We start from the raw sequence: 12,588 nt of genomic DNA on the forward strand, positions 1-12,588 counted from the left end.
AATAGTGATAAAAAATACAGCTAACTCACGCAGACCGCTAAGGCCGAAAGCACCAACCCGGCATCACCCCCGACCGAGTGCGAACGAAAACCCCGTCCACTTTCAATGCAAACCGGCTTTAGCCGGGACATCGTAAGTAAACGCCAGTGTCGTATCCGGCACGACAATACTGTCGATAAACTGCACCACTGCTGGATCCTTCACAAAACTGGCCGCCGACGAAGCGGCAAGAATCGCACTGCTTTCCTGTGGCTTGGCAATAAGATATCCCTGTACGTAATCCACGCCTATTTCCTTCAACGCGCGTAGCGTATCCACATCTTCGACCCACTCGGCTACGCTGCGCATTCCAAGATTGCGAGCCAGCGCGACAATAGCTTCGACAATGGCTATATCAGCCGGATGAGCGCACATCGTCCGAATAAACTCGCCGTCGATCTTGAGTGCATCGGCGGAAAGATCCTTGAGATATTTAAACGACGTGTACCCCGCGCCGAAATCGTCGAGTGCGATCTTGCCGCCCATCTCATGAACCCGCGCGATAAAGCGCTGCGTATTGCCGAGATCATGCAACGCGACGCTCTCGGTAATCTCGAGACAAAGATACGGCACGATATGCCGAAAGCGGGCGAACAACGCAAAGACGTCTTCCATGAACTGTTCGTCATTCAGCGAACCGCCACTGAGATTGACGCATATGAATCGGGTATTCGTGAGTGACGCCTGATGTTTCTCGACCCATTCGAGCAACGTGGCAATCACCCATTTATCGATGGCGGCGATATTGCCCGACTCCTCCGCCGCCACAATCACCTTGCCGGCCGGCAACGTTGCGCCATCGGGCGCGCGCATGCGCAGCAGCACCTCGAAATTGAGCGACTCGGTGGGCGCAGTCAGCGACATGATCGGCTGCATCACGAGGAAAAGACCGGGAGGCAATCGATTGCGTCCCAGCGTTTCAACTAGCTTCAATTCTTCTGCACGCTCCTCGAACGCGGCCGCTCCCTTGCGATACGTCACCATCCGCGTGTTCGAACTCTTCTTGGCCTCGCGGCACGCGCGGTCCGCATGCGAGAGCGCATCCTGCACGCGCACGCCGTGCGAGCACTCCACCAGACCGACCGACGCCTTGACCTGGAACGCACGGTTGCCGACCTGATAGGGCGTGTCGCTCAGCGCGTTGATCAGGTGATGACAGCAGTCGATGGCTTCGTCTATGGACATGCCGCTCATCACGCAGACGAATTCATCGCCGCCTATCCGCCCGAACGGAAAACCGGCCGAAAACAACGCCCGCGTGCGCGTGGCGACCTGCTTCAGGACTTCATCGCCCGCGCGATGGCCGAACAAATCATTGACGAGCTTGAAGCGGTCCAGATCCACATAAGCAAGCGCCCAGGCCGCCCCTTCCTCGCTCTGTGCAGCGATGGCCTTTTCCACGCCGCGCCGGTTGAGCGATCCCGTGAGCGGATCGTGTTCGGCCAGGAAACGCAATCGTTCGATGGCCTTCGAGCGTTCTGTCACGTCCTGCAGCGAGCCTTCGATCCAGTTGTTCGAACGCGTAGCCTTCAGCAAGAAGCGCCGCTCGCCGTTGCCGCGCGCTACCGCGCCGCCCATTTCCAGTTCGCCTTCACTTCCCTTCGATGCCAGCGCCTGCAACGCGCCCCACGCGCCCGATTCGAAGTAGTCGTTCCAGTGCCGCACCTTGTACTCGGTCTTCTGCAGCGAGAGCATGGATCGCAACGCCGGATTCGCGCGCACGAAGTGACCGGCGCTGTCGAGCGTAAAGAGACCGATGGGCGTGACGTCATAGGTGTTGCGCAGTTCCGTTTGCGCCTGCCGCCGATGCTCGCGCTCGGCGCGCATTTGCTCGGCAATCGCGAAGGCCGCCATCATGCTCGACGACAACGCGGCCATCACCGTGCTCACGCCGCCCGAGAGCGACTTGATGCTGAACGCAGCCCCCAGCACATCGGAGAACGTGGCGAACAATACGATCGCGAGCGACCCGACGTACCAGAGCACGGTGCGCGAGCGGGCGAGCCAGACGATGCGGGCGAGCAAAAAGATCAACACGCCTATGCCGATCCCGCCCAGCAGCCAGAGCGCCGGAATGAAGCGCGAATAGGGCAGCGCAACGGAGCACACAAGCAAGGCGATACCGATATATTGTCCGATCCCAAGCAGCCAGTGATATCCCACCACTTTCAGTTCGCGACGGAATAACTGGCTAAAAAGCGCCCCTGTCAGCAGATAGTAGGCAGCGAAGGTGAATTGACGCAGTGGCTGCAGAAAGTCAGCTGGGACTGTGCGGCCGGTCCACTGCATGTCCCAGCCCATCGCGTTCGCGCACAGTCGCAGATTGCCGACCAGCCATGCGGCGAAGATCACGTAGGTCCACTCGCGGTTGATCAGCGCGGTGACGAACACGAATACGGCGAGCGTCAGCAGGCCGCCGCCGATCATGCCCGAGCTTTCCTGGAAATCGAGCGCAGAAGTACGCAGGCTTTGGCCGTCCCACCCGAGCGCGCTGATCTGCGCCGGACCGGAGAACGTGCCCCGACACAAGACTGGAACCGGTTGCGCGAGATGTCCAAGATGAACAGAAAAACCCGCCTTGACGGGACTGATTTCGTTGGTGGTCCTCTGGCGGTTCGCCACGCCCAGCGGCTGCAGCGTCGAGGCTATCCAGCAAGCAAGCGTCTGCGCGTGGCGCGACGGCAGTTCCACATAGGTGGACTGCTCGAAACTCATGTTGGGGACGTTGAATGAAAACCAGACCGGCGTTTCCGCCAGTTGAGTGCTGAAGCGGCCGACCTCGGCCTCATGTTGGAGCGCCTTCAGGGCGCCTGCGGGATCAAGCGCGCCGCGGGGGTCTTTAATGACACGCAGCGGCAGCGGAACGGCCCCGTTCGATTCGAACTGATGCGGCGCCCACAGCAGGGTTGCGACCGTACCCACCGCAATCAGCGCCGGGACGACGAAGACGGAGAAGGTGTACAGGAGCCGATCCATGAACGAAGCGGCGCGCCTGTACTTTGATCGCGAAAATAAAGCAACCGACGCCATACCTGGTGTTTCCCCTGGTTGCACGAACCCATGTCGCACGGGCGATGGCGGCCAGTCATGGATCGCCATCGCCTCGTTCTGTCCCACGCACACGTACGACCGGGTTATGGTTTATTGTTTATTACCTGCCATAAGCAACCTGCGGAGCTTCCGGGCATCCTACCGTTTCTCGCTCGAAAGATAAATCTGCGGTCCGCAAATCGATATCAGGATGATGCGTTTGAAACACGAACTGGAATAACGGGTGCTTCGCTTCCTCCCAGCGTTGACGCGCGATGCTCACTTCGCCCGCCAGAACCCGATGCGGCAGATTGCCGACATGCGCCATCGGAATGAATTGCCGATCGCCGAAAACGTCCTCGAACAGCATGGCTTCGTATTCGCGATCCAGCGGCGCGCGCGCCGTAATCACCGTCCAGTCGATCTGGTGCTGCTCACAATATAAAAACAACGATTTGAACAGCATCATTTTTACCACGCGGCCGATCATCCCGCCGGCCACACCAAGACGAGTAGCTTCCGCAAGGCGCCCCGTACTTAACCAACTCGGCAACTCGACCGACTCCTGCACAGCGAGCGGTGCATATTCGTTGGTTTGAATACGCATGGTGCCAAGCGGCGCGCCATCAAGTTTCGATTCCGCCAGCAGAATCACCGTACCGGGATCGCGATCACACCCTTCGACGGCCATTTTCTGCGCAAAAGCCGGCAAATGGCGGCCATAGGCCATGCGCCGGATCTGTATGGCTTTCTGAAGATCATGATCCGCCGACACGATACGAATCGTAAACGGCATCGACTCAGGCTTCTTGAGTGCCTGTACAGCTGATAGTTCCAGCCGCTCTGCGCGTTCACGATGTTCAATATGTCCGCTGTGAAAAACACTGCTTTGACCTGCTTTATTAAGCTGTTCCATTTGTGCTACCCCATTTTTGGCGAGAAGGAGGATGCCGCGGAACGTTTGACTTCACGCAAACGACACACACGACAGATTTAGTCTCGCCCAAAGGCAATTGATGGGGTGCGCGCTACCAAATAAATCTTTATAGAAACGTCAAAAAATTCTGTATTTTCAGTACTTTTCATGTCCGACGACCCGAATCACCTCCTCGCATTTCGTATCATGAAAAATTTCTGGAGAGTAAGCCGGTGTCGAGTACGTGAAACGGGATTTCTTTTTCCATTAATAGGGGGTAGCAGTATTCCAAAGTCATGCCTTTCCTTACGCTGCCTCCAGGACTGCACCATTACCGTGCTTATGTATATATAACGGATTTTTTATCGCGGACTTTATATCGCGGACAATTAGCGCGCAGGCAAAGCGACTAGCCCGGCAGGAAAAAAATGACTCGCTCGCGAGAGTGCCGGCTATTAAACTGATGAATGTGGGCTTATGCAAATAAGCCCTTATATCAATATGGAATTCCGCTTTGAAAACCAGACGCAATTCGGCCTCCTATTGTGTTACAGGGTGTTACCGAGTAAGGAATAGGAAGAGAATTTCGGCTGAGCGAGGAGTCAGTGGCGAGTTCTGCCGGATAGAGAAGATTAGAAGGGCGGATGCAGGGCGCATCCGCCGGATTGTCCAGGATAAGGACGCAGGCCTTTCCTCAGTCTTCGTCGTCGAGCCAGGGAATGTCCACGTCGGTGATGAACGCCACCATGGCAAGCGGGCGTCCTTCCTGACGGCCGATCTTGCCGTCGGCACGTTGCCATTCGCATCGAAACACGGTGGCCGGCGTGTCGGCCATCAAGGTGACCGTGCGCAATTCGTCCGGGTCCGCGTCTTCCACCGGGCCGTCGAGCGACACCAGCAGTTGTTGCGGCCACATGCCGTCGGCGGGATCGTAGATTTTGTCACCGTCGTGAATCACGACAAACGCTTCCACGCCGATGGTCGCCGAAGCCTCCACAATCATCTTGCCAAGCGCGCGCAGAACGGCCGTCGCGCGGCCGGAGTTGGCTTGGCGGATCGCGAGATCGCCGCGCGTCAGCGCTTGCTCCAGCTTCGGGTTGGTTTTCTGTTGGGCCATCGGTCCGCCTCCGTATCTTGATTCACTATTCGACGGGCGTCGCCCGCCGGCTTGCAAGGCGCGATCGTACCATTCCTGTCCCGAATTTACCGTTCGGCCGCCCTGCCCTGAAATTTTCGGCCTGCCGCAAACGCCCGCCCATCAAAGCAACCGCCATTCGGCCGAGCCGTGGCATGATGACTCCGCACTCAAGTCAGCCGGGCTTTGTTCCGATAATATGTTGACCGGCCTCAAGCGTTGCCGAGCCTCGTCCCACTCACGCGCAGACCAACATCATGTTCGAACTGTTTTTGGCTCGCGATCTTCTAGCCGATCTGACCGAATCACCGCCCGCGCGGCTCGTGACGTCCATCCTGCTCGCGTTTTCGATGCTCGTCGCGAAACGTATTGCACCGGCGGCACCGGCGGCAATAGCCACGCCGCCGGGTAACACCGCTCTCCACTGCGCGGCTTCCTGATGCGGCGCGCACTCGGGAAAGCTTCGCCGCAGGCCGCATTCGACGGCATCGTGCTCTGCTCGCTCTTCCAGCCGATCTACAGCTTGCCGCACCAGCGCCAGGTCGGTTACGAGGCGCTGTTGCGCGGCGTTCCGTCAGCCGGAGCTCTACTTGCCCCGTTCGAACTCTTCGCCAAGGCGATTGTGGAGAGCTCGACCAGCACGCTTGACCGCCTGAGTCATGTCACCCATCTGCATAACGCCGCCAAATGGCTACCCGGCCAGACCTGGCTGTTCCTGAACGTGACGCCGGCAAGTTTCATCGATCCGGGGTATGCGCAGCAACTCGCCGACGCTGCGCGTGGATCGGGCATACGGCCGGAAGAAATCGTGATCGAGCTGCTCGAATCGGGTGGCAGCGATGTCTGCGCATTCGCCCAGGCCACGCAGGCGTTCCGGTCGCACGGATTTCTGGTCGCAGTCGATGACTTCGGCGCCGGGCACTCGAACCTGGACCGGTTGCTGACCTTGCGGCCGGACATCGTGAAACTGGATCGCAGTCTCATCCATGCGCATCAGCCAGATTTGCGCGAGTCGGTGATGCCGAAGCTGGTGAGCTTGCTGCACGAGGCCGGCATGCTGGTGGTTGCGGAAGGGATCGAGACCGAGGAAGACTTGCTGCTGGCCGCGCGCTCGGGCGTGGACTTCGTGCAGGGTTTCCTGTTTGGCCAGCCGAGTCCCGGGTATTCGCCCGAGGACGAGGCAACGCGGCAGATCGAAGCCGTCTTCGACACCCTCGCCCACACGCGCAAGACCAGTCAGCTCGCCATCGATCTACTGCTGATGCCGTACCGGACGCTCTTCGCGGAGGCAGCCGAACGAATGTGGGCCGGTGCGTTGCCCGAAAGGGCCTGCGAGGATCTGCGGGCGCTGCCGTGTACGGTAAGCTGCTTTTTCCTGGACCAGGGCGGCCGTGAATGCATCCCCATGATTAAGGGTGCCGGCGCGGTCGCAGTCGCTTCCCACCTCGCGCCGCTGAGCAAGCTGCCGATCGGACGCTGGGACAACCGACCGTATTTCGTCGATGCCCTCGCGCAACCGCAACGGCTGATGGTGAGCGCACCGTATTTGTCGGCGACTGGTGCCGGGCTTTGCGTGACGCTCTCCATCTTCATCAACTATCGCGGCGAGCCGCTTGTGTTCGGCGCGGATCTCAACTGGGAACGCCTCGCTGCGCCGGCGGTCGGGCTGCTGCCGCCTTCAGCCTGACCTCGACGCTGGCGTGAGCGCTTGCGCCAGATACTCGCCGCCGACTTTCAACGCGGTCACGTTGCCGGGTTCGAAAGTCCAGTGGCCCGCGGCATCGACAATGGATAGCTGCGCACCCGGCCAGACATCGGCGAGAGCGAGCACCTGGTCGGCGGGACACACCATGTCGAAGCGGCCGTGCACAAGCACGCACGGCAGATGCGAGATCCTGCCGATACGCGGCAACAGCGGCTCCGGCGGCAACTCGTGCGCCATGTAGTGATGCTCCAGCAACGACATGGAAATCGCGGCGGCGTTGGCCTCGCGGGTTGCCTCGGGGGTAGCCGGGTCAGCCGGAGTTGCATCGGCTTGGGCCGCTTCGGGTAGCGTGGCGGCGGCTTGGGCACCGATGACCGGAGCCTCGCCTTTCGACTCGTCCTTACGCGCTTGCTCATCGCCCTTCTTCGGCGCAGGTTTATTCACCACCGACAACGTCGCTTCGAAGCCGGACCACGCGCGTGCGAGCTTGATGCCGGCGTCGTCGAAACGGGCGAGTGGCTCGCCGGTCAGCGCGAGGATCTCGGCGGCATTGCGCGGACGCTTGCCGCTCGCTGTCTCGATAGCATCCAGGAAGGCCCGGTGCGCGTCCGGAAACACGCGCTGCACGTCCCACAGGAACCAGTCGATATCCTCCTTGCGCGCCAGGAAAATGCCGCGCAACAGGAAGCCGAGGCAGCGTTCGGGATGCGTCACGCCGTAGCTGAGCGCGAGCGTGGTGCCCCATGAGCCGCCGAACAGCGCCCACTTTTCGATACCGAGCGCGACCCGCAGCTTCTCCATGTCGCCGATGAGATCGTTCGTGCCGTTGTGCTCGAGCTTGCCGAACGGCGTGGATTTGCCGCAGCCGCGCTGATCGAAGAAGACCATGCGCCACTTCGACGTGTCGAGCACGTCCCCCCACTTGAGATTCATCGCGCCACCCGGGCCGCCGTGGACGATCAGCATCACGGGAGCATCCTTCGGGCCTTGGGCGCGCCAGTAAACGGCGTGGCCATCGCCGACGTCCAGCATGCCGTCCTCGAATGCAACGGCCGTCTCACCGGCTGGTCTAGCCGATGCCTCACTCGTCAAACCGGCCTTCACTTCGCTGTTTGCTTCGTCCGTCATTGGAACTCCGTTAAAGAGAGGCCTGTGCCTCTCTGACTGTCATCGGCCGGGTGTGCGGGACAAGAACCCAAGGACACGAACCGGGACATGGACCGCCGCACAGGCTATCCTTCGGGTTTCGCGCGCCGGGCCCAGGCGTTATGCCGGTCACCGTACCGCAAGACGTCCGGCAACCCGCCGCACTACTTTGACCACACTTTTACCACCGCCCATTTTTTAATGCATCGAACCTTAGTCAAGTGGCTGTTCGCCACCTACCTGCTTGGCAGCGGCACGGTGTGGTCGATCCTGATTCTGCCGTTGTTTCCGTTCGTCGGCCGCGGCGGCCGTTATTGGCTCGCCAAACAATGGTGCCGCGCGATGGTCAAGATGATGCGCGTGATCACCGGCGTATCGTGTTCGGTCGAGGGGCTGGAGAACCTGCCGAACGAGCCTTTCATCATGCTGTGCCGGCACGAATCGACTTGGGAAACGCTCGCGTTCATGGCGCTGTTTCCGCGCCGCATCAGCTTCGTGTTCAAGAGCGATCTCAAGCGCATCCCGTTCTTCGGCTGGGTGCTGAAAGGTCTCGATATGGTAAGCCTGGATCGCGGTTCGCCGCGTCAGGCGCATCAGGCCGTCACGCGTGAATGCGCTGAAAAGCTTGCACTGGGCGACGTAGTGGTGATCTTTCCGGAAGGCACGCGGGTTGCACACGATGCGCCGCTCAAGCTCGCATCGGGCGGCGTGCGGCTTGCGTGTTCCACCCAGGTGCCCGCGGTGCCGGTCGTGCATAACGCCGGAAAATACTGGCCGGCGAAAGGCTGGCCCGATCAGCCCGGCCATATCCGCGTGATCGTGCTGCCGCCCTTGCCCGCCGATTGTGTGGTGCCGCAAGAGCTGAACCGGCTTGCGCAAGACCGGATGGAAAAGGAACTGGCGCGGCTCGCCTGAGCCTCGCACTGCAATGTGCAGAACGCAAGGTAAGCAACAGCTCCACGCGCTTAGAAAGGCCGGCGGAGCTTTGCAGCGCACAGCCGGTCCACTGCCGACAACAACGCCTCCGTCTCCACGGGCTTCTGTAAATAGCCATCGTAGTGAACAAAAGCCGGCGGATGCGGATGGCCCGAGATCATCAGGAAAGGGATGTGCGCGAAGGCCGAGTTGGTCTTCATCGTCTGGCATAACAGCGCGCCGCCGAGGCCCGGCATGATCCAGTCCGACACCACGATATCCACGCTGTGCTCATTCAGCAACGCCAGCGCGCCGTTGCCGTCGAACGCGGACAGCACCTTGTAGTCCTGCGACTGCATGCACAAAGTCCAGGCTTCGATGGTGGCGGGGTCGTCGTCGACGAGCAATACGGTTTTCATCTTGCTGGCGGCTTTGATGGATGTCCCAGGTGATGGAAGAGTCGCGGAGTCAGACAGCAGAAAGCAAGCTTTGGTTGCACGCGAATTCTGTTGCGCTTGCTTACAGTGCGGTTGTTTGCAGCCCTCACGGTTTTCACGCATCGTCAACGTGAGCGTGTTTGCGCCGCCGCGTGGGGCCACTGCTTTGGGCCACTTATATAGCTTTTACCGCACGTATGCTAATGGGGTTTTGCCGATGCCGCATTTGCGGTAACAAGTGCCTGAAGCAGGCGCGCATCCGGCTCGCATCTGGCTATTTCATACCGATACGAACCGCTTCTCGCTGCCTGCCCGCCTCACGGATCGCATCGATAAGACTATCCAGCGCTGGCGATCTGACGCGGTCGTGCCGCAGGATCAGGCCGATGGGTTCATCGGCGCTGGCGAAGGGCATCGGCAAGCGAGCCAGCAGCTTCAACGCAATATCATGTTCCACCACACTCGATGGAACGAACCATACCGCGTCGTTGTGCAGTGCAAGAGCGCGCCCAAGAGACACCGATAACGTTTCGATCAGCGAACTCAGTGCCTGCGCGCCGAACGCCGTCAGCACGCTTTCCGCGGACTGGCGGATCAGCGTGCCGAACGGCGGCACCACTACGGGAAAGCGCGCGAGCACCGACGCCGTGATATTGCTTTCATGCACGAGGGCATGATCGTGGCGCACGACAACCGTCAACGGCTCGCGATACAACTGCTCGAAGGTCATCCCCACCATGCCTTCGGGTTCGGAGAGACGTCCGATGACCAGATCGGTATCGGCGGATTTCAGGCGTTCGAGCAGCTGCGAATTCGACCCGGTCCATACCCGCACCGACACATCCGGCCAATGCGAGCGAAATGCGGCGAGCGTGGGAGGGAGCAACGCGGGCGCAACCGTCGGCAGGACACCTAGCGCGACCGTGCCGGGCACGTCGACGCCATGCCGCGACAACTCATCCACCCCTTCGCGCAACGCCCCGACACAGGCCGCGGCGTGCGGCGCAAATAACCTGCCCTCGCGCGTCGGCGCAGCGCCCCGGCGGCCCCGTTCGAACAGCCGGACGCCTAATATGGATTCAAGCTCGCCGATCGTCTTCGATACCGCCGGCTGCGTGATCGACAGGCTATCGGCGGCGCGCTGCACGCTGCCGAACTGCGTGACCGCCAGGAAGCACTGCAGGTGCCGGAACTTGATCCGGCCGCTGGTCACGTTTGCAAGCGCCGCGACGGGCGAGGGTGGGTCGTTATCCATGACGATCAGTTATGTCTGAATGCATAAAACGTCATTTTCCATAACTTCATCGCTTCGATAAAGTGTTGATTCACATTTTAAAATGCCGGAGACACAAAAAATGGATTCCTCCTCTCTCATCCTGACGCCGCGCGACTGGGATTCGCATCCGCCCTATTGTCATCCGGGGTACAAGTCGTCGGTATTACGCAGCCCGTCGCTGCCGCTGATTCCGCTGAAAGAGAAGCTCAAGGATCGGCGGGTGGCGGTTTATGGCGCCGACGATCTCGGCAAGCTGGATCACGACCTCACGCGCAACGCCGCTAAAAATGGCGAGCCGCTGGGCGAACGCATTATCGTGACGGGCCGTGTGCTCGACGAAGGCGGCCGGCCGGTGCGCAATACGCTGGTCGAGATCTGGCAAGCGAACGCAGCCGGGCGTTATGTTCACAAGGCCGATCAGCATGCAGCCCCGCTCGATCCGAATTTTCTGGGCGCAGGCCGTTGCCTGACCGACAACGAAGGACGATATCGCTTTCTCACGATCAAGCCGGGCGCGTATCCGTGGGGCAATCATTCGAACGCGTGGCGTCCCAATCACATTCACTTCTCGCTGTTCGGCGACTACTTCGGCTCGCGTCTTGTCACGCAGATGTATTTCCCCGGCGACCCGCTGCTCGACCTCGATCCGATCTTCCAGGGCACGCCGGAGCATGCGCGCAACCGGATGATCTCGCGCTTTTCCATCGATACGACCGAGGAAGGATATGCGCTCGGTTATGAGTTCGACATCGTGCTGCGCGGCGCGAACCAGACCCCGACGGAGGCTTGAACATGACTACGTATAAACAAACGCCGTCGCAAACGGTCGGACCGTACTTCGCCTATGGCCTGTGCCCCGAGCAATATAACTTCGATCTGAAGAGCTTGTTCACGCCGTCGATTGCGGACCGGGAATCGGCGGGGCAGCACATCAGCATCGTGGGGCAGGTGTTCGACGGTGAAGAGAAAGTGGTCGGCGACGCGGTGATCGAGATGATTCAAGCCGATTCCACCGGCCGTTATGCGACTACGCGCGACGAGACCCTCAAGTCGGGTTTTCGCGGCTTCGCGCGCGTGGGCACGGGTACGGACCCGGAACTTCGCTATGTAGTCGATACGGTCAAGCCGGGCAGCATAGGGGGCGATTCGGCGCCGCATATCGATGTGATCGTGTTGATGCGCGGCATGCTGCTGCACGCCTACACGCGCATCTATTTCGACGATGAAACCGAAGCCAACGGACGTGACGATGTGCTTGCCCTGGTTCCTGCGGCGCGGCGCGGCACGCTGATCGCCAAAAGCGAAGCAGGCACGTCAAACACGATTTATCGCTTCGATATTCATCTGCAAGGGCCGAAGGAAACGGTTTTCTTCGATCTTTGAGGGGAAGCTCAGAGCGTCCGGCCCGATGGTTTATGATGTCGGACGCTCGAACCTGCCTGCTATTCCCCTATGAAAGACGCACAGTCCCCTAGTCCGCTGTATCTCAAACTTTTCGCCGAAACCGCGCAGATCGAATGGTCTGAACTTCAGCGTTTTTTCGCGCGTGGTGTGTTGCTGAAAGTGGCGCGCGATATCGATTTGGTGAGCGTGGCCGAAGCCGTTGCCAGCGACAATACGACGCAAGTCGCCGAGTGGCTGTCGGCCGGTTTGGTCGAGCGCGCGACGGCCGAGACCGCAACCGATCTCGCGGCACGCAATCCCGAGTTGTGGGCGGTGGTGGTGTCGCCGTGGGTTTGCGTGCAGGAGCGTGGTAGGGTGGGGGTGCTGGCGCGGGGGTGAGGGGTGGTCAGGATTTTTTGTCCTTATGCGCCGGCTGTTCTCTTTAGGACTATTGGCCACTGTGCGTGGCGGCGCTTTTTGTTCTATGTTCGTTGGACTGGGTCAATGCCGGGTTGCTGCTTTCTGCGTCCGTGGCTGGTCTATTCTGGCTGTTCTATTTATCACTATTAGCCACTGTGCGTGGCGGCACTTCATTTCTTTTTCCAA

12 protein-coding genes are annotated in these 12,588 nt (G+C 60.1%); 6 read left to right on the top strand and 6 right to left on the bottom strand.

Annotated elements, in window-relative coordinates; all coding sequences use genetic code 11:
- Window positions 1–102: 102 nt before the first annotated feature.
- The 3 genes from M0D69_RS41760 to M0D69_RS41770 form a co-directional block, all read right to left on the bottom strand.
- The gene (locus M0D69_RS41760; protein ID WP_301787645.1) at window positions 103–3,015 is read right to left on the bottom strand and encodes an EAL domain-containing protein; all 2,913 of its coding nucleotides are present in this window, start codon (window positions 3,013–3,015) and stop codon (window positions 103–105) included.
- 175 nt (window positions 3,016–3,190) lie between these two features.
- Entirely contained in the window at window positions 3,191–3,985 is a 795-nt protein-coding gene (locus M0D69_RS41765; RefSeq protein ID WP_301787646.1) for a hypothetical protein, read from the bottom strand.
- Between the two features lie 694 nt (window positions 3,986–4,679).
- The gene (locus M0D69_RS41770; RefSeq protein WP_031357205.1) at window positions 4,680–5,102 is read right to left on the bottom strand and encodes a hypothetical protein; all 423 of its coding nucleotides are present in this window, start codon (window positions 5,100–5,102) and stop codon (window positions 4,680–4,682) included.
- Between the two features lie 275 nt (window positions 5,103–5,377).
- Between M0D69_RS41770 and M0D69_RS41775 the strand changes: the two genes are divergently transcribed.
- Both M0D69_RS41775 and M0D69_RS41780 read left to right on the top strand, forming a co-directional pair.
- Window positions 5,378–5,560, top strand: coding sequence for a hypothetical protein (locus tag M0D69_RS41775; RefSeq protein ID WP_301787647.1), 183 nt, complete (start codon window positions 5,378–5,380; stop codon window positions 5,558–5,560).
- Window positions 5,560–6,807 carry an EAL domain-containing protein gene (locus M0D69_RS41780; protein ID WP_301787648.1) on the top strand — a complete coding sequence of 416 codons (1,248 nt, stop codon included), beginning with the start codon at window positions 5,560–5,562 and terminating at the stop codon, window positions 6,805–6,807. Before M0D69_RS41775 ends, M0D69_RS41780 begins: the two co-directional genes overlap by 1 nt.
- Here the strand turns inward: M0D69_RS41780 and M0D69_RS41785 are convergent.
- Window positions 6,799–7,953, bottom strand: coding sequence for an alpha/beta fold hydrolase (locus M0D69_RS41785; protein WP_301787649.1), 1,155 nt, complete (start codon window positions 7,951–7,953; stop codon window positions 6,799–6,801). The two genes, M0D69_RS41780 and M0D69_RS41785, sit on opposite strands and share 9 nt — an antisense overlap.
- Window positions 7,954–8,172: 219 nt before the next feature.
- On the opposite strand from M0D69_RS41785, the gene M0D69_RS41790 reads away from it, so the two are divergent.
- Window positions 8,173–8,886, top strand: a complete 714-nt coding sequence (locus tag M0D69_RS41790; RefSeq protein WP_301787650.1) for a 1-acyl-sn-glycerol-3-phosphate acyltransferase — start codon at window positions 8,173–8,175, stop codon at window positions 8,884–8,886.
- Between the two features lie 50 nt (window positions 8,887–8,936).
- On the opposite strand, the gene M0D69_RS41795 is transcribed toward M0D69_RS41790, so the two are convergent.
- Complete coding sequence (locus M0D69_RS41795; RefSeq protein WP_301787651.1) at window positions 8,937–9,305, bottom strand: PleD family two-component system response regulator; 369 nt, start codon at window positions 9,303–9,305, stop codon at window positions 8,937–8,939.
- A gap of 292 nt (window positions 9,306–9,597) precedes the next feature.
- Complete coding sequence (gene pcaQ, locus M0D69_RS41800) at window positions 9,598–10,578, bottom strand: pca operon transcription factor PcaQ (RefSeq protein WP_301787652.1); 981 nt, start codon at window positions 10,576–10,578, stop codon at window positions 9,598–9,600.
- Between the two features lie 100 nt (window positions 10,579–10,678).
- Here pcaQ and pcaH point away from each other — a divergent pair, with 100 nt between their 5' ends.
- From pcaH to M0D69_RS41815, 3 genes are all read left to right on the top strand, one after another.
- Window positions 10,679–11,389, top strand: coding sequence for a protocatechuate 3,4-dioxygenase subunit beta (pcaH, locus tag M0D69_RS41805; RefSeq protein WP_301787653.1), 711 nt, complete (start codon window positions 10,679–10,681; stop codon window positions 11,387–11,389).
- A gap of 2 nt (window positions 11,390–11,391) precedes the next feature.
- Window positions 11,392–11,982 carry a protocatechuate 3,4-dioxygenase subunit alpha gene (gene pcaG, locus M0D69_RS41810; RefSeq protein WP_301787654.1) on the top strand — a complete coding sequence of 197 codons (591 nt, stop codon included), beginning with the start codon at window positions 11,392–11,394 and terminating at the stop codon, window positions 11,980–11,982.
- Window positions 11,983–12,051: 69 nt separating this feature from the next.
- Window positions 12,052–12,381 carry a DUF2288 domain-containing protein gene (locus M0D69_RS41815; protein WP_301787655.1) on the top strand — a complete coding sequence of 110 codons (330 nt, stop codon included), beginning with the start codon at window positions 12,052–12,054 and terminating at the stop codon, window positions 12,379–12,381.
- Window positions 12,382–12,588 lie beyond the last annotated feature (207 nt).

Origin of the sequence: Caballeronia sp. SEWSISQ10-4 2 (genome assembly GCF_030464885.1) — a bacterium.
Taxonomy (GTDB): domain Bacteria; phylum Pseudomonadota; class Gammaproteobacteria; order Burkholderiales; family Burkholderiaceae; genus Caballeronia.